The 18,321-nt window shown below is 57.1% G+C and carries 18 protein-coding genes, 2 tRNA genes and 1 pseudogene; 19 read left to right on the top strand and 2 right to left on the bottom strand.

Going from position 1 to position 18,321, the window contains the following annotated elements; genetic code table 11:
• The first annotated feature begins 3 nt into the window (after window positions 1-3).
• From ACRTGH_RS08355 to ACRTGH_RS08405, 11 genes and pseudogenes are all read left to right on the top strand, one after another.
• Entirely contained in the window at window positions 4-948 is a 945-nt protein-coding gene (locus ACRTGH_RS08355) for a P-loop NTPase (protein WP_368846345.1), read from the top strand.
• An 18-nt stretch (window positions 949-966) separates the two neighbouring features.
• Complete coding sequence (locus tag ACRTGH_RS08360) at window positions 967-1,671, top strand: flagellar brake protein (RefSeq protein ID WP_368846344.1); 705 nt, start codon at window positions 967-969, stop codon at window positions 1,669-1,671.
• A gap of 141 nt (window positions 1,672-1,812) precedes the next feature.
• Complete coding sequence (locus tag ACRTGH_RS08365) at window positions 1,813-3,903, top strand: chemotaxis protein CheW (RefSeq protein ID WP_368846343.1); 2,091 nt, start codon at window positions 1,813-1,815, stop codon at window positions 3,901-3,903.
• Window positions 3,904-3,918: 15 nt separating this feature from the next.
• Window positions 3,919-4,380 carry a chemotaxis protein CheW gene (locus tag ACRTGH_RS08370; RefSeq protein WP_298586307.1) on the top strand — a complete coding sequence of 154 codons (462 nt, stop codon included), beginning with the start codon at window positions 3,919-3,921 and terminating at the stop codon, window positions 4,378-4,380.
• Window positions 4,381-4,478: 98 nt separating this feature from the next.
• Window positions 4,479-5,096: a chemotaxis protein CheC gene (locus tag ACRTGH_RS08375; RefSeq protein ID WP_368846342.1), complete on the top strand. Its 618-nt coding sequence runs from the start codon at window positions 4,479-4,481 to the stop codon at window positions 5,094-5,096.
• A gap of 1 nt (window position 5,097) precedes the next feature.
• A pseudogene (locus ACRTGH_RS08380) lies at window positions 5,098-5,582 on the top strand (chemotaxis protein CheD).
• Window positions 5,583-5,594: 12 nt separating this feature from the next.
• Entirely contained in the window at window positions 5,595-5,981 is a 387-nt protein-coding gene (locus ACRTGH_RS08385) for a hypothetical protein (protein ID WP_368846341.1), read from the top strand.
• Between the two features lie 24 nt (window positions 5,982-6,005).
• Window positions 6,006-6,764 carry a FliA/WhiG family RNA polymerase sigma factor gene (locus ACRTGH_RS08390; RefSeq protein ID WP_368846340.1) on the top strand — a complete coding sequence of 253 codons (759 nt, stop codon included), beginning with the start codon at window positions 6,006-6,008 and terminating at the stop codon, window positions 6,762-6,764.
• A 22-nt stretch (window positions 6,765-6,786) separates the two neighbouring features.
• Window positions 6,787-8,187 carry a flagellar assembly protein A gene (locus tag ACRTGH_RS08395; RefSeq protein ID WP_368846339.1) on the top strand — a complete coding sequence of 467 codons (1,401 nt, stop codon included), beginning with the start codon at window positions 6,787-6,789 and terminating at the stop codon, window positions 8,185-8,187.
• A gap of 153 nt (window positions 8,188-8,340) precedes the next feature.
• Window positions 8,341-8,661, top strand: coding sequence for a hypothetical protein (locus tag ACRTGH_RS08400; RefSeq protein WP_368846338.1), 321 nt, complete (start codon window positions 8,341-8,343; stop codon window positions 8,659-8,661).
• A gap of 74 nt (window positions 8,662-8,735) precedes the next feature.
• The gene (locus ACRTGH_RS08405; RefSeq protein WP_368846337.1) at window positions 8,736-9,971 is read left to right on the top strand and encodes a hypothetical protein; all 1,236 of its coding nucleotides are present in this window, start codon (window positions 8,736-8,738) and stop codon (window positions 9,969-9,971) included.
• Window positions 9,972-10,046: 75 nt separating this feature from the next.
• Here the strand turns inward: ACRTGH_RS08405 and ACRTGH_RS08410 are convergent.
• Together ACRTGH_RS08410 and ACRTGH_RS08415 are read right to left on the bottom strand one after the other, a co-directional pair.
• Window positions 10,047-10,123, bottom strand: a tRNA-Arg gene (locus ACRTGH_RS08410).
• 2 nt (window positions 10,124-10,125) lie between these two features.
• Window positions 10,126-10,202: transfer RNA gene (locus ACRTGH_RS08415), tRNA-Pro, on the bottom strand.
• A 451-nt stretch (window positions 10,203-10,653) separates the two neighbouring features.
• Between ACRTGH_RS08415 and ACRTGH_RS08420 the strand changes: the two genes are divergently transcribed.
• From ACRTGH_RS08420 to mrdA, 8 genes are all read left to right on the top strand, one after another.
• Window positions 10,654-11,934 carry an ArsB/NhaD family transporter gene (locus ACRTGH_RS08420; RefSeq protein WP_368846336.1) on the top strand — a complete coding sequence of 427 codons (1,281 nt, stop codon included), beginning with the start codon at window positions 10,654-10,656 and terminating at the stop codon, window positions 11,932-11,934.
• Between the two features lie 201 nt (window positions 11,935-12,135).
• The gene (locus ACRTGH_RS08425; protein ID WP_368846335.1) at window positions 12,136-12,408 is read left to right on the top strand and encodes a DUF4321 domain-containing protein; all 273 of its coding nucleotides are present in this window, start codon (window positions 12,136-12,138) and stop codon (window positions 12,406-12,408) included.
• 14 nt (window positions 12,409-12,422) lie between these two features.
• The gene (locus ACRTGH_RS08430; protein ID WP_368846334.1) at window positions 12,423-12,995 is read left to right on the top strand and encodes a Maf family protein; all 573 of its coding nucleotides are present in this window, start codon (window positions 12,423-12,425) and stop codon (window positions 12,993-12,995) included.
• On the top strand, window positions 12,976-13,665 hold the full coding sequence (gene radC, locus ACRTGH_RS08435; RefSeq protein ID WP_368846333.1) for a RadC family protein: 690 nt from the start codon (window positions 12,976-12,978) through the stop codon (window positions 13,663-13,665). The genes ACRTGH_RS08430 and radC overlap by 20 nt, the downstream gene beginning before the upstream one ends.
• Window positions 13,666-13,767: 102 nt before the next feature.
• On the top strand, window positions 13,768-14,808 hold the full coding sequence (locus ACRTGH_RS08440; protein ID WP_368846332.1) for a rod shape-determining protein: 1,041 nt from the start codon (window positions 13,768-13,770) through the stop codon (window positions 14,806-14,808).
• Window positions 14,805-15,845, top strand: a complete 1,041-nt coding sequence (gene mreC, locus ACRTGH_RS08445) for a rod shape-determining protein MreC (RefSeq protein WP_368846331.1) — start codon at window positions 14,805-14,807, stop codon at window positions 15,843-15,845. The genes ACRTGH_RS08440 and mreC overlap by 4 nt, the downstream gene beginning before the upstream one ends.
• Entirely contained in the window at window positions 15,842-16,345 is a 504-nt protein-coding gene (gene mreD, locus ACRTGH_RS08450) for a rod shape-determining protein MreD (RefSeq protein ID WP_368846330.1), read from the top strand. The genes mreC and mreD overlap by 4 nt, the downstream gene beginning before the upstream one ends.
• A 58-nt stretch (window positions 16,346-16,403) precedes the next feature.
• A complete protein-coding gene (gene mrdA, locus ACRTGH_RS08455) occupies window positions 16,404-18,221 on the top strand; it encodes a penicillin-binding protein 2 (protein ID WP_368846329.1) in 1,818 nt (605 codons plus the stop codon).
• Window positions 18,222-18,321 lie beyond the last annotated feature (100 nt).

The raw sequence follows: 18,321 nt of genomic DNA on the forward strand, positions 1-18,321 counted from the left end.
TTTATGCAGGACCAGGCAGCGAGCCTCAGAAAGCTCGTAGAAAACAAGAAGGATCCCGCCGACCGCACGCTCCCCCCTGAGGATGCGGCTGCGGCGGAAACCGCGCCAGTCGTCCTGGGAGCGCCGCCCGTTCCCGCGCCCAAGGAAGGTGCGCGCATCATTGCTGTCACGAGCGGCAAGGGCGGCGTTGGCAAGACGAATCTGACGGTGAATCTTGCACTTGCCATGATGGCCGAGGGAAAAAAGGTGCTCGTCATCGATGCCGACCTCGGCATGGCGAATGTCGACGTGCTCCTGGGCACATCGTCGAAGTATAATTTGCTGCATCTTCTTGAAGAAGGGGTCACACTCGATGACGTGATTCTCGAAGGTCCCTATGGCCTGCGCTATATCTCCGGTGGATCGGGAATGGAGCAGGCAGCGGAATTCACGCCTGCCGAGCGGGCCGTCATGGAGGAAAAGCTGGCGGGCTGCGGCGCCGCGGTCGATATCATCCTCGTCGATACGGGGGCGGGCATTGGCCGCAATGTCCTCGATTTTATACTGGCTGCCGATGAGGTGCTTTTGGTGACGACACCCGAACCGACAGCGCTGACAGACGCCTATGCTGTGATGAAAGCCTACAGCATGTATGCCGCGAATCCCAACATGCGTCTTGTCGTCAATCGTGTTTACGACGAGGAGGATGGGGTGGAGGTGGCGGCGAAGCTCAGGAAGACGGCGGAGAGGTTTTTGCAGCTGGATGTGGAATGCCTCGGCTCCATCTATGAGGACCGCAGTCTCATCCAGTCCGTGCGCAGGCAGACCCCGGTGCTTGAGGCATATCCGGGAGCGCTCTGTGCGAAGTGCATCCGGGCGATCGCCCGTGCGCTCCTTTATGGGGAAAAGGTACTTATAAAAAAGGGATGGCACTCATTCCTGCAATACTTTCTTGATTTTACCCGATGATATGGAGGTGCCAGGCCAATGGCGGGCGATATAATGAATGCAGAGAAGGTTTTAAAAGTTGGGCAGAGGGTTGAATTTTACCTCGAAGATGACGATATAAGATACACGAGCCGCATTGAGGACATCACCGCGGATCGTCTTGTGGTCGCGATGCCTGTAGACGAAAAGCGCAGGCCGATCATTCCGGCTCCCGAGGAGCAGCTCTACGGCCTTGCTGTTGGGGAAAAGTGCCGCTATCGCTTTTTTGCTATATTCAAAGGAAAGCAGCGGGATCCGATTCCTGTTTGGTTCATCACGAAGCCTGAGATTGTCGAACGGCATCAAAACCGAAGTTTCGTGCGCGCGATGGTGCGTTTGCCCATCGAGGTCAAAATCATTGACACGGAAGGGCGGGAAGGCGATACGATGCGCTTGAGCACGAGCGATGTCAGCGGCAGCGGCCTGTCCTTCGTGGTGCCAAAGCGGGTGAAGATCAACAGCCGTGCGGCGATTGTTTTCAATAATTTCCCGAACATCGGCACGTTTTCCGTCGTCGCCCGCATCGTGCGCTGCGAGCAGATGGATGTGGAGGATCCGAGCCGCGGCTGGCAGCTTGGAGCGCATTTCCTCGATCTCGACAGGGGGACTGTGAACAAGATCGTCCACTTTGTCTTTGCCGAGCTCAGACGTCATCTCACGCTTCACCCCGACCATCCTAATTATGAAGAAAAGCAGGATTTTTGACGGGGAGCGGCGAAAAGATAAAGGATAATACAAATGATTCGCATCGCTGGCTGGCAGAAAGGCTCATGGCCAAGGCTGCGGCGCAAACTGACAGGCTGCTGTATCCTTTGAGGCAGCAGAAAGCAAACAGGGGGATTTGAAATGGAAACAAATCAGTATATGGACATGTTTTTGGACGAGTCGCGCGAGCATCTGCAGTCCTTGAACGATGGCCTGCTGAGCCTCGAGAACGACCCGAACGAGGTATCCGTCGTCAACGAGATTTTTCGTAACGCGCATACACTGAAGGGCATGTCGGCGACGATGGGCTTCAACAAGATTGCTGAGCTCACGCATGAGATGGAAGATGTTCTCGACCTCATCCGCAACAACCAGCTCAAGGTCACGGAGGATATCGTCGAGACGATTTTTAAGTGCCTCGACTCCCTGCAGGAAATGATTGAGAACGTTGGCAACGGGGATCCCGAGGATCTCGTGGATGTTTCTGATCTCGTGGCGAAACTTTCCTCTATCTCGAAAGGCGAGCCGCAGCCTGCGGCGGATACTCCTGCGGATGCTGCTGCGGCTGCCCCCGCCGAGACCGCGCCGGCAGGAGGCTCGACGCTTGATTTCACGGAAACCGACAAGGATGCGATGAAGGCGGCCAAGCAGGGCGGCCTCTGTGTGTTCCATATTCATATCCGTCTGGCAGATACCTGCCTCCTGAAAGCGGCGCGCACCTATATGGTCATGAACGCTCTCGATGAGCTTGGCGATGTCATCAAGTCTGTTCCGCCGGCAGAAGATCTCGAGGCGGAGAAGTTTGATCATGAATTCGACCTCGTACTCGTGACGGCGTCCGATGCGCAGGCCGTTTCCGATGCGCTCGCGCCCGTTTCCGAACTGGAAGAAGTGCGGATCGAGGAAGTCGACCCGGACAATCTGGCTGCGCCCGCACCGGCAGCAGCACCGGCTCCGCAGGCAGCGGCACCGGCAGCTTCGGCTGCGCCCGCCGCAAAACCTGCCGCGAAGCCTGCTGCGAAGCCTGCAGCCAAGGCACCGGCAAAACCGGCCGCGGGAGCAGAGAAGAAGCACCATGCGAGCCAGTCTGTGCGCGTCGATATCGAAAAACTCGACAATCTCATGAATCTCGTCGGCGAGCTCGTCATCAACAAGGTTCGCCTCGAGCAGATCGGTACGACGAACCGTATGCCGGAGCTTACCGAAACGCTTGAGCAGATGGACCGCGTAACGACGGACTTACAGAATGTCGTCATGAAGGTGCGCATGGTCCCTGTCAGCCAGGTGTTCAACCGCTTCCCGCGCATGGTGCGCGATATAGCGAAGGAACTGAACAAGGACATCAATCTCACCGTCGAGGGCGAGGAAACCGAGCTGGATCGCACGGTTATCGACGAAATCGGCGATCCCTTGATGCACCTTCTCCGAAATTCCCTTGACCATGGCGTCGAACATCCCGACGAAAGGGAGAAGAAGGGCAAGCCCCGCACAGGTGAGGTCGGTCTCATCGCGCGCCATGAGGGCAACAATGTCGTCATCATGGTCACGGATGACGGCGCGGGCATCGACGCGGAGAAGATTCGTGCCAAAGCCGTAGAAAAAGGGGCCTACACACAGGACGAGGTCGATGTAATGTCCGATGCGGACGCCGTCCGCATCATCTTTGCACCGGGCTTCTCCACGGCGGATCATATTACGGACATCTCGGGCCGCGGCGTCGGCATGGACGTCGTGCGCAGCAAGATCGAATCGCTGGGCGGTCATGTCGACGTCGAGACAAAGATCGACGAAGGTTCCGTATTCAAGATCAAGCTGCCTCTGACGCTTGCTATCATCCAGGCGCTTCTCGTCAAGGTGCAGGAAGAGATGTACGCGATTCCTCTCGGTTCCATCGACAGTACGATCAATATTCACCCCGATGATATCAAGACGGTGCAGAACCAGGAAGTCATCGTGCTGCGCGGCCAGATCATCCCGATCATCAACCTCAGCAGCGCCCTTCAGGTGCCGCGCACGACGGAAGCGGACAACGACGATATCTTCGTTGTCGTCGTCTACGTCGGCGAACGCAAGGCGGGCATCGTTGTCGACAATCTTATCGGTCAGCAGGAAATCGTCATCAAGACACTCGGAAAACTCCTTTCTGGACTCAAAATCTTCTCCGGCGCCACCGTGCTTGGAGATGGCCGCGTCGCCTTGATTTTGGATGTCAGCACGGTTGTGCAGCAGTAAGGGGGAGGAACAGACATGGCTAAGGAAAAAAAGGCAATCATGGAAGACGTTCAGGTGGCTGCATTCAAGCTCCTGAAAGAAGAATACGGCGTGAACATCCTGAACGTGCAGGAAATAAAGGTGCTGACGGATATCACACGCGTGCCGTTTGCGCCGGACTACATCAAGGGCGTCATCAATCTCAGGGGCAGCGTGCTTCCCGTCATCGACCTCAAGCGCCGCATCGGCCTTGAGGATGCTCCTTACACGGATGCGACGCGCATCATTATCATGAAAATTGGTGAATTCTCGATCGGCATGATTGTTGACGCCGTGACGGAAGTGCTGACGATTTCAGGACGTGACATCAATGCGGCAAAGGATGTCAGCGACAACACGAGCAATCGTTTTGTCAGCAGCATCGGCAATATCGATGCGCGCCTGATCATCATGCTGAATCTCGACGAGATCGTCGATTTGCCGGAGGATATGAAGTAAGGCTGCCGCAAAGAAGTCGTTCCCTGCGCGGCTCCCGTCCTGCCGGGCATGGGGCGCGCAGGCAGTCCTTGTTATGCTAGTAAGCCAGAGGTGCAGCTATGACGGAAGATATTATTGATCTCTCTCCTGTGCAGTTTGATGTGCTGCGCGAAATAGGAAATGTCGGGGCAGGCAACTCGGCGACGGCCTTGTCGCAGCTCATCAACCGACGCATCGACATGAACGTGCCGAAGGTCTCTGTCGTGCCGCTCGACGAGGTGCCGGATCTCGTCGGCGGTCCGGAAACCATTGTTGTCGGCGTGTTTTTGCGCGTCTACGGCAAGGCGCCGAGCAACATTCTGTTTCTCATGCCGAAGGACAGCGCCTTTTACCTCGTGGATGCCCTGATGGGCAAGGAAACGGGTGAAACGACGCACCTCGACATGATGGCGGAGTCCGCTCTGATGGAAATAGGCAATATTCTTGCCGGCGCTTACCTCAACGCGCTTTACAGCTTCACAAATCTTTCCCTTATCCCCTCGATTCCGGCACTTGCCATGGATATGGCGGGCGCCATCCTGAACGTCGTGCTCGTGCAGCTCGGGCAGATGGGCGATCATGCGATGGTCATCGAAACCGAATTCCTCGCCGAGGACGACGAACTGCGCGGACACTTCTTCCTCGTTCCCGATCCAGGCTCCATGGAGACTATTCTTACTGCAGTGGGGGTTGGATGATATGGCAGAGATGTTACGCGTAGGAATAGCCGATTACAAGGTCGGCAAGGCTCCGCAGCAGATCATCAGTTACGGCCTGGGGTCGTGATCGGCATCTCGCTCTATGATTCCCAGACGAAGATCGGCGGGCTTCTGCACATCATGCTGCCGGACAGTACGCAGGCAAGGGCGCAGGAGAACCATGCGAAGTTCGCGGATACGGGCGTTCCTTTGATGCTGCAGGAAGTCCTGAAGCTCGGCGCTTCAAAAGGGCGTCTTGTCGCGAAGCTTGCGGGCGGGGCGCAGATGTTTTCGTTTGCCAACGCCTCCGATGTCATGCGTGTGGGGCTTAGAAATGCGGAAGCCGCAAAAAAAGCGCTGGCCAAGGAAGGCATACGTATTGTTGCCGAAGACACGGGCGGTACATATGGCCGTACGGTTCAGCTTGACTTGAACACGGGCGAGTACAAAATCAAGACAATCGATCGCGGTGAAAAAACAATTTAGCGGGTGATGAATTTGTTTAAGCTAGGAACAGCCCTTATCGCAGGCGTCATTGCCGCTTTGGCCGCCATCATGGGCGCGCTTTCTGCGGGCGCGAGATTTTCTACGGCAGCGGGGAGGAGCGTTGTGACGCTTCTCGTCGTAACAGCTGTCGTATTCCTTGCGGCCTTTTTGGTAGAAAAGCAGTGGCCGGCGCTTTTCGAGCCGAAGGAGCCGCCGAAAGAACCCGCCGGGGAAAAGGAAAAAGCGTCTGCGGCGGCGAATGAGAGCATGGAGACGGGGGAGGAGCCGGAAGGAGCCGAAACGGAACTGGAAGAGCTGCCGTTGACGGACGAACAGCCGGAAGAGACGCAGAACGCGGAACCCGCAGCTGTGCCGCCCGTGGGCGCACATCAGGAATAAAAAGGCAAGGAGGAGACTTGATCGATGAAACCAGCGGAAAATCCCTGCACTGACATCAAGGATCTTTGGGCTGCCTATCGTGAGACGCGCTCCTCGGAAATCCGCGATCAGATTGTTGAGAGATACCTGCCGCTTGTCAACATCATCGCAGGACGGGTCGTTGTGGGTCTGCCTGCGCATGTCGATCGTGACGATCTCGTTTCGAGTGGTTTTTTTGGTCTTTTAGATGCAATTGAGCGCTATGATATCGAAAGAGGCAATAAATTCGAGACATACGGAGGCGTTCGTATTCGCGGCGCCATGCTCGATTATTTGCGCACGATGGATTGGATTCCGGTGTCGAAAAGGCAGAAGATTCGGCGCTATGAACAAGTCGTAACAGATCTGGAGGGGCGTCTCGGGCGTTCAGCGACGGATGATGAGCTTGCCGCGGAACTAAAGATATCGAAAAAAGAACTGCACGAGCTCGTCTCGCAGACGAATGTCGCGACGATTATGCCTTTGGAAGAATATGTGCGCACGGAGTCACCGACATCGCAGGCCGTCGATCCCGAGGAGAGTGCCGAGAAAAACGAACTTCGTGACACGTTGGCGAGGGCGATCGACCAGTTGCCGGAAAAGGAGCGTACGGTCGTTTCGCTCTATTATTATGAAGAGCTGACATTAAAGGAAATCAGTCTGATTCTGCATCTTTCAGAAGCGAGAATCTCCCAGCTCCACACGAAGGCGGTCGTTCGCCTCAGGGGCTATCTGGCAAGATGGAAGACAAGCCTTATGGAATGAGGCGAAAAGGAGGCAAAAAGGCATGAGTGAAAAAGAGAAGGATGTTTCTGTGGATGGGAGCAGGTCCGTATACAGCAAGATCGATGTCCATATCAGCTCGGATAAGATGGTGGCCACGGTTGCTTTCGACCACACGGATTCCAATGCGCATCCGACGGCAGAGATGATCAAGAAAGCTCTTGAGGCCAAGGGCGTCGTCTTTGGTCTTGACGAGAAAGCAATCGAACAGGGCGCGAAGGACGGGCAGGATTTTGAGGCTGCGTTTGGTCAGGAACCGCAGCATGGCGAGGATGCCTACCTCAAGAAGAACTACGACCTTGGCGTCAAGGGGCGTCCCAAGGCCGACCAGTACGATCGTGTGGACTACAAGGACATGAATCTCTTCGTGCTCGCAAAACAGGGCGACCTTCTGGCCGAACGTGTGATGCAGACGGACGGTACGCCCGGTACAAATGTGCTCGGCAATAAAGTGAACCAGAAAAGGGGGCGGCCGCTTCTTTTCAAGGCGGGGCGCAATGCTTCCATTCGGGATGAAAATTTCCTCTATGCCGATATCGACGGACAGATCGTCGATACGGGCAAGGTCATCGGCGTCGATCCGCGTCTCGTCATCAAGGATGATGTGGGGGTCGGCACGGGCAACATTGAGTTTACGGGCGCCGTGTCCGTCCAGGGAAGTGTGCAGGCGGGCTTCGTCGTCAAGGCGACGGGCGATATAGAGATCGGCGGCATTGTTTCGGGCGCCGATGTCAAGGGCAATAACATCCTCGTCAAGGGCGGCATCCAGGGCATGAGCCGCGGGACGGTACGAGCCAAGGGGAACCTGACGGCCTTTTTCGCGGAAAATGCCGATATCGAGGCAGGAAACAGCGTTTCGATCGCCGACGTCGTGCTGAATTCGCAGGTGCGTGCGGGCAAGAAGATCGCGGTACTGGGAAAGCGCGGCCAGCTCGTCGGAGGCAGGGCGTCGGCGGGGCAGGAGATTGAGGCGACGCAGATTGGCAATCCCGCGAATGTCGCCACGAAGCTCGAGGTCGGCGTAAACCCGATGGTGCAGCGTCAGTACAAGCAGGCCTGCCAGGAGTTCAGCGACACGAAGAAGCGTCTGGACGATGCGAAAAAAACGCTTGCGACGCTTGGCAAGGTCGATATCAGCAAGCTGCCGCCCGAACGGCAGGAAATGATCGCCAAGCTCGGCAAGGGACGTTTCCAGCTTGAAGGACAGCTTGAGCGCCTGCAGGAAGAGATCGATGAACTGGAGGAGAAGATCCAGGGCATGAAGCGAGGACGCATCCGTGCTGCGGATACGATATATCCCGGTGTAAAGCTCAAGATCAACAATGTCATCAAGAACGTGCATTCTGAAGAAAAACGCTGCACGCTGAGCGTCGAGGGCGATCAGATCCGCACGGGCGCTTATTGATCTCTGACGGCTTGCGCCAAACGGGCGCGAACCTCTTTGTCCTCAAGGCGGAAGGTGCGCTTGTATTTTTAGCGGATTTGCCGTGACGGCATAGCCGCCCCTTTGTTTGAATGGATTCGGAAAGGATGGGTGGGACGCATGGATGTAACCCCTATGAGTTTGCAGGCAATCGTGCCGCGCACGTCCGAGGCGACGCAGGTGCAGCACAATATGAACCAGCAGTCGGCCGTGCAGCAGGACTATCAAGCCGTGCGCGACAAACGGGAAAATGCTTTAAAGCAGACACAGGTTCGCGCGAAGGACCAGGCCGAAGACGAACGCATCAAAGACGATCCCGACCAGCGCAAGAAAAAAGGCCGAGGCAGGGGCGGTTCGCATCGTGACGGACAGGAAAATGCCACGGAAGAGGACAGGCCGCAGGAAAGGCTTGCCGTCGATACGTTCCGCGGGCGCAATATTGATATATCGTTCTGATTTTGGGCGGTATGATATAGAAGCTGGATATACGGAAAAATATCTCCCCCGCTTGCGGGGGAGATATTTCTGGAATGGGGGAGCTGCACAAAGTGATCACTGAGATTTTGGGTGGATTGATTGTCTTGGGCGTTCTTCTCGTGCTTGTCATGCGGAGCGTACTGCAAAAAGGCAAGGACAGGAAGCAGGAAGCAGTCGAAGTATCTGCCAATCGCCTGCGCTACGAGTTGGAGCGTTCGGGCGATGCGATTATCGGCAGGATGCAGATCCATGTCGAACGTCTGGAACATCTCTTGGCTGAGGCGAACCAGAAGCAGGCTGCCCTTGACACGCGGCTGCGCGCCCTGCAGAAATGGGAGGCGGCGTATGGGGCGCGGCTTGGTATGATACCGCAGCAGGAGACGGCATTTCCGGCTGCACCGCCGCAGGAAACGCCGCGTGCCGTTTCGCCTTCCGTACCGCCCGAGACACTGCCGCCGCGCGTGCAGCCTGCAGCACCTTCTGCACCGCCTGCCCAGCCGGATGGGGTGAGCTTCCAGACGGCGCTTGCGAGGAGCATGGGACAGGCTGTCGTCGGCGGTTCCATTGATTTGAAACTTCCGCCGGAGGAAACGGCAGGAACGCAGGGGACGGCGCCTCCGGCCAATGATTCGGAAGCTGTTCCCGCTCGCAAGGCAGTCCGGGCGACGGTACAGGAAGAACTTGTTGAAACAGGGGAAGAAGTGCCATCGGACGAGGATTCGGCCGAGTACGGAGAGGAATACGACGATTCCGACGACGAAGAGTTCGATGTGTACGAGAGCGAAGAGACCGAGGACGGGTACGAAGAAGAGCCGGAAGCTGCGGACGAAGGCGAGTATGAGGAAGAGGAGCCGGAAGCTGCGGACGAGGGCGAGTATGAGGAAGAGGAGCCGGAAGCTGCGGACGAGGGTGAGTATGAGGAAGAAGGGCCGGAAGCCGCGGACGAGGACGAGTATGAGTATGAGGCGGAAGAGCAGGCTGTCGATGAGGATGGATCCGGGGAAGCGGCTTCGCCTGACGACGAAATCCATGCTGCCGAAGAGGGCGGCGAGCCTGCAGGCGCGCATGAAGGCGGAGCGGCTGTGGCTTCGGCCGGTGCATCTGCTGAAACCGATACGCTTGCCGCCCGTCAGCAGGAACAGATCCGTTCCTTTTTGCGCCAGGGGCTGGATGTGGAAGAGATTTCCCGCCGCCTGGGACTTGGGCGCGGAGCCATCGAACTTATACGCCACATGGAAAGACGCGCACAGGAAGCAAAGGATGCCGCAAAAGAACAGGGTGAAACGTGAGATCTTTTTTGCTGCACGATCAAAAAGGGCTGCCGTACGAGTTCCATGGAACTCGACGGCAGCCCTTGCTTTTTCTGGTGCGACAGGAGGGATTCGAACCCCCGACCCACGGCTTAGAAGGCCGTTGCTCTATCCGACTGAGCTACTGACGCGATGGTCGGAGCAGCAGGATTCGAACCTGCGACCCCCTGGTCCCAAGCCAGGTGCTCTACCAAGCTGAGCCATGCCCCGATAATATACAAACGCGTGCGTAACAAGAAAATTATAAAGGACATCATGCGCTTTGTCAAGTGAACTGCACGCACAAATGGGACTTTGATGAAAGAAAATGCGCCCGACATCTTCCCAAACGATAGAGAATCTGCTATAATGAGAAAGGCAATTGGAAATACAGGGCAAACCCAAAGCACAAATGTCCAGTTTGCGGACATCGTGCGCCGCCCTTACATGAAAGAGCCGATGGGTCTGCGCCCTTCGGGTGCGTCTCTTGGCTTTCATGGCAAATCGTGTTTCCTTAAACATGGAAAAAATAGGCGGAGTCTGTTGACCAAAGGCTCCGCCTATTTTTCGGCCGGCCGCCCGCCGTTCTTTTGCCTCTCCAGCTTGACGGAGAAGGGCGGGGGCTGGGGAGTAGGGGAGATTGCCGCAGAAGCGGCAAGTCCAGGATTTCAAGGAGGTTTTTATGGAACAGGAAACAATAGCTGGTATTATCTTTGTCGCAATGTATGCGGTGATTGTCTCGGAGAAGATCCACCGTACGATCATTGCGATGATCGGCGCACTGCTCATGATCGTCATGGGCATCATGACGCAGGAGACCGCCATCCACCACATCGACTTCGACACCCTCGGGCTTTTGATCGGCATGATGATCATTGTCGCCATCACGAGCAAGACGGGGTTGTTCAACTTCATCGCCGTCTGGGCAGCTAAAAAGGCGAAAGCCGACCCGGTGAACCTCTTGGTCTATCTTTCGCTGATCACTGCCATTTGTTCGGCTTTTCTCGATAACGTGACGACGGTGCTCCTCATGGTGCCGGTCACGTTCAGCATCACGACGAAGCTGCATGTCGACGTCATGCCGTACCTCCTGACGCAGGTCATTGCATCGAACGTCGGCGGCACGGCGACCTTGATCGGCGATCCGCCGAACATCATGATCAGCAGCGCGGTCAAAGAGCTGACGTTCGCAGCGTTCATTGAGAACCTCGCGCTCATTTCGATCATCAACCTCATCCTGATCACGGCGATCTTCGTGCTTCTCTATCGCAAGCACTTGACGACGAGGTCGGAACTCAAGGCGCTCGTCATGCAGGAGAACGAGTGGGACGAGCTCAAGGACATCCCGCTTCTCAGGAAGTGCCTCTTCGTGCTCGGCCTTGTCATCCTGATGTTCTTCCTGCATTCGCTGACGGGCCTTGAGTCCTCGCTCATCGCGATTGCGGGCGCGTTCCTGCTGCTCCTCTTGGTCGGCAAGGAAGAGTTTGTGGAGCACGCGATGCACGGCGTCGAGTGGCCGACGATCTTCTTTTTCATTGGTCTTTTCATCGCTGTCGGCGGCCTCGTGGAGACGGGCGTCATCCGCAATCTCGCGGTACAGGGCGTCAACCTTACGGGCGGCGACGTGACGAAGACGTCGATGCTCGTTCTCTGGATGAGCGCGATCGTTTCGGCTTTCCTCGACAACATCCCGTTCGTCGCAACGATGATTCCGCTGATCCGGGATATGGGCGCGATGGGCGTCTCGAATCTTGAGCCGGTTTGGTGGAGCCTCGCGCTTGGCGCCTGCCTCGGGGGCAACGGCACGATCATCGGCGCTTCCGCGAACGTCATCGTCGCGGGCATGGCGGCGGAGAGAGGCGTGCCCATGACGTTCGTTCGCTTCATGATGGTCGGCTTCCCTCTGATGATTCTGACCATTCTCACGTCTACGATTTACGTCTATCTGCGTTATCTGATGTAAGCCTGTTAAAGTAAAAGAACGCCTCCTCGGCACGGGGAGGCGTTCTTTTTGCTTAGGCGTGGTGCGGGCGGTATGTGTTTTCCATAAGAGAAAACTAATGACCTTAGTCGTGCAGGATTTATGCGTTTGGGCTAGAAAAAAGGCAGAGGCAAGCGTGGCGCGGTTTGCCGTATCTATTTTGTCGATCGGGGAGGCTTTTTCGTGAAATTTTCTACAGGGCGCGGCATGGGAATCTGTTTCGTTTTTATCATGACCGGCGCAGTGCTCGGCGGTCTTTTGGGCGAGGCGCTCTTGGGCGTCGAGGCGCTTTCCGGCTTCATGGGACAGCTGACGGGTACATACCCGATGTTCATCTTGTCGCCGACGCAGCTGAACCTCTTTGTCGTCAGCCTGACCGTCGGCTTCTCCTTCACGCCCAATATCATGAGCCTCATCGGCGTTGCTGTTGCGCTCATTCTTTATCGGCGCTATTGAGGAGGGCGGAAGCTATGTTTATTCTGGCATCGGCCTCACCGCGCCGGCGGGCGCTCTTGGAGCAGATCGGTGCGGTATTCCGCGTTGAAGAAAGTGCCGTTGAGGAGGTTCGGGAAGCATCCGATGCGGCAGAACTTGTGCGCATCAATGCAGAGCGCAAGGCTCGAGACATCGCAGCGAAAAACAGCCTGCCCGTCCTCGGGGCGGATACCGTTGTGGTTCTTGATGGGCGCATCTTCGGCAAGCCGCAGGACGAGGCGGAGGCCTGCATGATGCTGCGCGCCCTTTCGGGGCGGGCGCATGAAGTCCTGACCGGGATTGCCTGGATCAGAGAAGGGAAGATCGTTTCGGCGGTTTCGCGTACGCTCGTCCATTTTGCGCTGTTGGGCGAGGAAGAAATCGAGCGCTACGTCCTGACAGGAGAGCCGCTCGGCAAGGCGGGAGCGTATGCCGTACAAGGCGGCGCTGCGGTCTTTGTCGAGCGCTTGGAAGGATCTTTCTCGAATGTCGTCGGGCTGCCGCTTCATGATACGGCGGAACTCGCGAAAAAGGCGGGGGTGGATCTCTATGGCGGCCATGGTGCGTGACCTGCCGAAAGAAGAACGACCGCGCGAGAAGCTTCTCGCGGCAGGGGCGGCGGCACTTTCCAACACGGAACTCCTGGCCGTGCTCCTGCGGACAGGCGTCCGGGAAGGATCCGTGCTTCGTGTGGCGGAAGAAGTTTTGACGCTCTACAGGGAGAAGGGCATCCTGGCCATTGCACAGATGGGCGCGCGGGAGCTTTCTGCCATCAAGGGCGTCGGCCCTGCCAAGGCTGCGACAATCCTTGCGGCCGTGGAGCTCGGCCGCCGTCTCGCGATGAAGGAGGCCGCCCGCCGGATGATTGTGCACGGGCCGGCGGATGCCGCGCATTATGCCATGCCGCGCCTCCGTTTCGAGAGCAAGGAGCACTTCGCCGTGCTGCTTCTGAACACGAAGAACCATGTGCTTGCGATGCCGGTGATTTCCGTCGGCACACTCTCGGCCTCGATCGTCCATCCGCGCGAGGTTTTCCAGGCGGCGATCAGCCATGCGGCGGCTTCGATGATCCTTGTGCACAACCATCCTTCGGGTGACCCTACACCGAGCTCCGAAGATATCGCTGTGACGCGGCGCATGGTTGAGGCGGGAAAAGTCATGGATATACCGGTTCTCGATCACATCATTCTGGGTGATGATAAATTTATTTCCCTAAAAGAAAAAGGTATGATACAATAGGATTTGCACCCTTGGACAACATCCACGGTGTCAGGACGCATTCTTGGGAAAACATTGGAAGAAGCGGTGTTTTTCTGGAAATAGAAGGGAGTTTTATTTTACATGTGGAGTTTTTTTGGCGGATTGTCCCGTGATATGGGAATCGACCTTGGAACTGCGAATACGCTTGTTCATGTGAAAGGCAGGGGAATCGTGCTGCGCGAGCCTTCTGTCGTTGCGATAAAGAGTGAAAACGGCGAGGTTCTTGCTGTCGGCGAGGATGCGAAGCGCATGATCGGCCGCACGCCGGGAAATATCATCGCCATCCGGCCGATGAAGGATGGCGTCATCGCCGATTTTGATGTGACGCAGGCCATGCTCAAGTACTTCATCCGAAAGTCGATGAACACGAAGTCCTTCGTGCGCCCGCGCGTCGTTGTCGGCGTGCCCTCGGGCGTGACCGAGGTGGAAAAACGTGCCGTCATCGATGCGGCGCAGCAGGCGGGCGCGAGGGAAGCGTACCTCATCGAAGAGCCGATGGCGGCGGCGATCGGCGCGGGACTTCCCGTCGAGGAAGCGACGGGAAGCATGGTTGTCGATATCGGCGGCGGTACGACGGAGATCGCTGTGATTTCGCTCGGCGGCATCGTTACGAGCCGTTCCATCCGCATCGGCGGCGACGAGATGGACTCGTCCATCGTGCAGTACATCAAGCGCCAGTATAATCTGATGATAGGCGAGCGTACGGCTGAGGAAATCAAGATTACGATCGGCTCAGCCATCGTGACGCCGGATGTCGACCGCGATATGGATATCCGCGGCCGCGATCTCGTCAGCGGTCTGCCGAAGACGCTTTCCATCCGTGCGAGCGAGGTCAGGGATGCCCTGAATGAGCCGATTTATAAGATTGTCGACGCTGTCAAGGGGACGCTTGAGAAGACGCCGCCGGAGCTGGCTGCGGACGTCATGGATCATGGCATCATGATGACGGGCGGCGGCGCACTTTTGACAAATCTCGACAAGCTTTTGAGCCATGAGACGGGGATGCCCGTATTGATTGCGGAAGATCCGCTGTCCTGTGTGGGCGAAGGCACGGGCAAGTCGCTTGAAAATATCGAGCTTCTGAAGCGTGTCGTGATGATTTCCAAGAAGCTGAGACAATGAGCCGCATACGCAGGGACGACCAGGATTCGAGCCGCAAGGTTTGGCTGTTCCTCGTCACGCTTGTCTGCGTCCTTTGTCTGGTGTTCGTCGCGGGCAACGGCAAATTTGATTCGCCGTTTTTGAGCCGTGCTGCGGTGACTCTCCTGCGTCCTTTCCAGATTGTCGCCTCTTGGGTGGGCGGCAAGGTGAACCATCTCCGTACGGAATTCTGGGAGATCTATTATGTCTACGACCAGAACCGTATGCTGAGAAACGAGGTGGAAGAGCTGCGCGTGCAGAACCTCGAGGCGAATGAGGCGTTTGCCGAGAATGTGCGACTGAAGGCGCTTCTCGGCTACAAGCAGGAAAAAACGCAGTTCGACCTTGTGCCTGCGCATGTCATTGGACGCGATTCGGCCACATGGTCGGGCACCATCATGATCGACAGGGGAACGGCGAGCGGCGTGCGGGAAAATATGCCGGTCGTGACGGAGAAGGGGCTTGTCGGCGTCGTCATCGAGGCCGCCCCGTATTCTTCCAAGGTGCGCCTGATCCTGGATCCGCGGGCGGCTGTCGGCGCGCTTGTACAGCGTCAGGAGTCGCGCGTCGCGGGAATCATCGAAGGGGATCCGGCCAATCCGTTGATGCCGCGCATGAAAAACATCCCCAAATCGGCGGATGTCATCGATGGCGATATTGTCGTGACCTCGGGCTTTGGCGGAGTTTATCCCAAAGGAATCCTCATCGGCATAGTGCAGACGCTGAAAAATGATGAGGGTGGCCTCCTGAAGTATGCCGTTCTGGAACCGGCGGTTGATTTCCAAAAGCTTGAGGATGTTGCGGTCATCACGGCATCCCGTGAGGCGCCGCCCGCGCCGATCACACCGCCGCCGCAGACGCCGGGGACGGAGACGGATCCGGCCGCGCAGAAGGCGGCCGAGCAGGCGAAAAAGGCGGCGCAGCAGCCGGCTCCCGCCCCGACGCCGCAGCAGCCGCCGCAGCAGCAGCCGGCTGCTGCGCGCCAGACGGAAAACCGTCAGGGAGGCGTGCGCCGATGATCAGTTATCGCAGGATTTTTCTTTGGCTGCTGTTCGTGTCCTTGCTGTTTGTTCTGCAAACCTCGTTTCTGCCGCTTTTTTCCTGGTACGGGATATCGGCCAACCTCATGCTCCTGCTGACGCTTTCGTGGAGCCTCCTCTACGGGCCGAGGCTCGGCGCGTTCATGGGGTTTATGACGGGCCTGCTGCAGGGTCTTGCGACGGGAACTTTTCTGGGAATGGACATGTTCGCCTTTATGATCATCGGGTATATATGCGGGGCGTTTTCGCGCAATGTGTTTAAGGATCAGGTGTTTTTGCCCGTTATGGCTGCCGTGACGGCGACTTTCGCGCATTACTTCCTGGTGCTTGTCCTGATGCTTCTTCTGGGCTATCGGTTCAATCTTCTGTCGCATGTTCTTCATGTCCTGCTGCCGATGCTTTGCTTTAATATTGTTTTTGCCTATCCCGTGCATCGTGTCGCCTGCAAGATGCAGCAATGGACGCGGGACAGGAAATAGTGTACCTGTCCAAGGCACCTTGTGGGGTGCCTTCTTTTCTGAATGGGGGGTGAAGCCTTTGGAAGAAACCGAGAATGAATTTGCCGGACGGCTCCGCGTGCTCGGAGCTGTCATTGTCGCCGTCATCACGATACTTTTCCTGCGGCTCGTCTACCTCCAGATTTATGACGGCAATTATTACGCGAGCCTGGCGGATGGCAACCGCATACGGATTATCCCGAGCGTCGCGCCGCGCGGCAATTTCTTTGACCGAAACGGCGTGCCGCTCGTCATGAACCGCCCGAGTTTCACCGTATCGCTTCTGCCGCTGACGGAGCCGATTTCCGAAGACGTTATCAAGCGTCTCTCCGTTCTGCTGAATGTGCCGCCTGAAGAGATTCACAAAAAAATCGATGCGCATGTGGGGTTCGACCCGATCCGCATCAAGCAGGATGTCGGCCCGGAAATCTATACGATTGTCGAGGAACAGCGCGACAAGTACCCGGGCGTGATGATCGAGGCGCAGCCCATCCGCAATTATATCTACAAGACCTGGGGGGCGCATGTCTTCGGCTATGTGAGCGAGATCAGCAACGAGGAGTTGGAGAAACGCAAGGGCGAGGGCTATAAATCGGGCGATATTGTCGGCAAGTTCGGCCTTGAGCGCGTCTATGACAAGAGTGTGCGCGGCGTCGACGGCGGACGGCAGGTCGAGGTCGATGTCGCGGGCAAGCCCGTGAACAACCTCGGCACCAAAGAGCCTGTCGCGGGGAATGATCTCATCCTGACACTTGATGCATATATACAGGTTGCGGCCGAACGCGCCATCGACCAGCAGCTCGGCGCCATCGGCGCCAGTGCGGCGGCAGCCGTCGTGCTGAACCCGCAGACGGGCGAGGTCCTCGCGCTCGTGAGCCGCCCCTCGTTTGATCCGAACCTCTTTGTCAACGGCATTTCCAGCAAGGATTGGAAGGTTATCAACGAAAATCCCTACCATCCGATGGACAACAAGGCCATCACGGGCGAGTACCCGCCCGGCTCGACCTTCAAGATCGTCACGGGTACAGCGGCCTTGCAGGAAAATGTGGTCACGCCGAACGAGATCATTTACGATTCAGGACGTCACTGGATCATTCCCAAGGGAAACGCGGGCGGAGAGGCGCTCGGCCCCATCAATTTCATCCAGGCGCTGGCTCATTCCGACAATGTTTATTTCTATGAGATGGGCAATCGTCTCGGCGTCGACCGTCTCGGCGAATATGCGCGGATGTTCGGCGTCGGCTCCAAGACGGGCATCGATCTGCCTTATGAGTCCGAAGGCCTTGTGCCCAGCCGTGAGTACAAGATGAAGGTCTACAAGGACGAATGGTATTTGTCCGAGACGTTCGATGCGGCGATCGGCCAGGGATTCGACCTGGTGACGCCTTTGCAGGCGGCGCTCATCATGGGGGAAATCGCGGCGAACGGCCAATGCTTCCGGCCGCATCTCGTGCAGCGTATCGTGAATTCCGAGGGCAGGACGGTGGAGACAATCCAGCCCAAGCGCATCTCGAATCTCGATGTGCGGCCCGAGGTGATCCAGCTCGTGCAGCAGGGGCTGCGGGATGTTACAAAGTATGGCACGGCAGCCCGCGCCTTCGGCCCGCAGTATCCCGTAGATATTGCAGGCAAGACGGGAACGGCCGAGAATTCGCAGGGACGCGACCATGGCTGGTTTGTCGCCTACGGTCCTTTCGACAACCCGACGGTCGTTGTGGCCGTCATCGTGGAGCAGGGAGGCTTCGGCTCCTTATCCGCGGTGCCGATCGGCAAAAAAATCCTCGATGCGGCGTTCCATCTCGATACGCCCGAGGTCAAGGCCGTGCGTCAGGAAGTGGCGGCGCGGCAAAATTCCTGATATAATGAGGGACAGGATAAAGGAAGTGCTGATAAAATGCAGTTCTTCGGTTTGGTGCAGGCTGAACGCACAAACGGCTGCTTTGCGGACATTGTGCGCC

It is taken from the genome of Selenomonas oralis (assembly GCF_051603425.1).
Lineage (GTDB): Bacteria > Bacillota > Negativicutes > Selenomonadales > Selenomonadaceae > Selenomonas > Selenomonas sputigena_A.

Coding starts and splice junctions, on each gene's coding strand:
- ACRTGH_RS08355 (WP_368846345.1), top strand. CDS start 4: ATGCAGGACCAGGCAGCGAGCCTCAGAAAGCTCGTAGAAAACAAGAAG.
- ACRTGH_RS08360 (WP_368846344.1), top strand. CDS start 967: ATGGCGGGCGATATAATGAATGCAGAGAAGGTTTTAAAAGTTGGGCAG.
- ACRTGH_RS08365 (WP_368846343.1), top strand. CDS start 1,813: ATGGAAACAAATCAGTATATGGACATGTTTTTGGACGAGTCGCGCGAG.
- ACRTGH_RS08370 (WP_298586307.1), top strand. CDS start 3,919: ATGGCTAAGGAAAAAAAGGCAATCATGGAAGACGTTCAGGTGGCTGCA.
- ACRTGH_RS08375 (WP_368846342.1), top strand. CDS start 4,479: ATGACGGAAGATATTATTGATCTCTCTCCTGTGCAGTTTGATGTGCTG.
- ACRTGH_RS08390 (WP_368846340.1), top strand. CDS start 6,006: ATGAAACCAGCGGAAAATCCCTGCACTGACATCAAGGATCTTTGGGCT.
- ACRTGH_RS08395 (WP_368846339.1), top strand. CDS start 6,787: ATGAGTGAAAAAGAGAAGGATGTTTCTGTGGATGGGAGCAGGTCCGTA.
- ACRTGH_RS08400 (WP_368846338.1), top strand. CDS start 8,341: ATGAGTTTGCAGGCAATCGTGCCGCGCACGTCCGAGGCGACGCAGGTG.
- ACRTGH_RS08405 (WP_368846337.1), top strand. CDS start 8,736: ATGGGGGAGCTGCACAAAGTGATCACTGAGATTTTGGGTGGATTGATT.
- ACRTGH_RS08420 (WP_368846336.1), top strand. CDS start 10,654: ATGGAACAGGAAACAATAGCTGGTATTATCTTTGTCGCAATGTATGCG.
- ACRTGH_RS08430 (WP_368846334.1), top strand. CDS start 12,423: ATGTTTATTCTGGCATCGGCCTCACCGCGCCGGCGGGCGCTCTTGGAG.
- radC (WP_368846333.1), top strand. CDS start 12,976: ATGGCGGCCATGGTGCGTGACCTGCCGAAAGAAGAACGACCGCGCGAG.
- ACRTGH_RS08440 (WP_368846332.1), top strand. CDS start 13,768: ATGTGGAGTTTTTTTGGCGGATTGTCCCGTGATATGGGAATCGACCTT.
- mreC (WP_368846331.1), top strand. CDS start 14,805: ATGAGCCGCATACGCAGGGACGACCAGGATTCGAGCCGCAAGGTTTGG.
- mreD (WP_368846330.1), top strand. CDS start 15,842: ATGATCAGTTATCGCAGGATTTTTCTTTGGCTGCTGTTCGTGTCCTTG.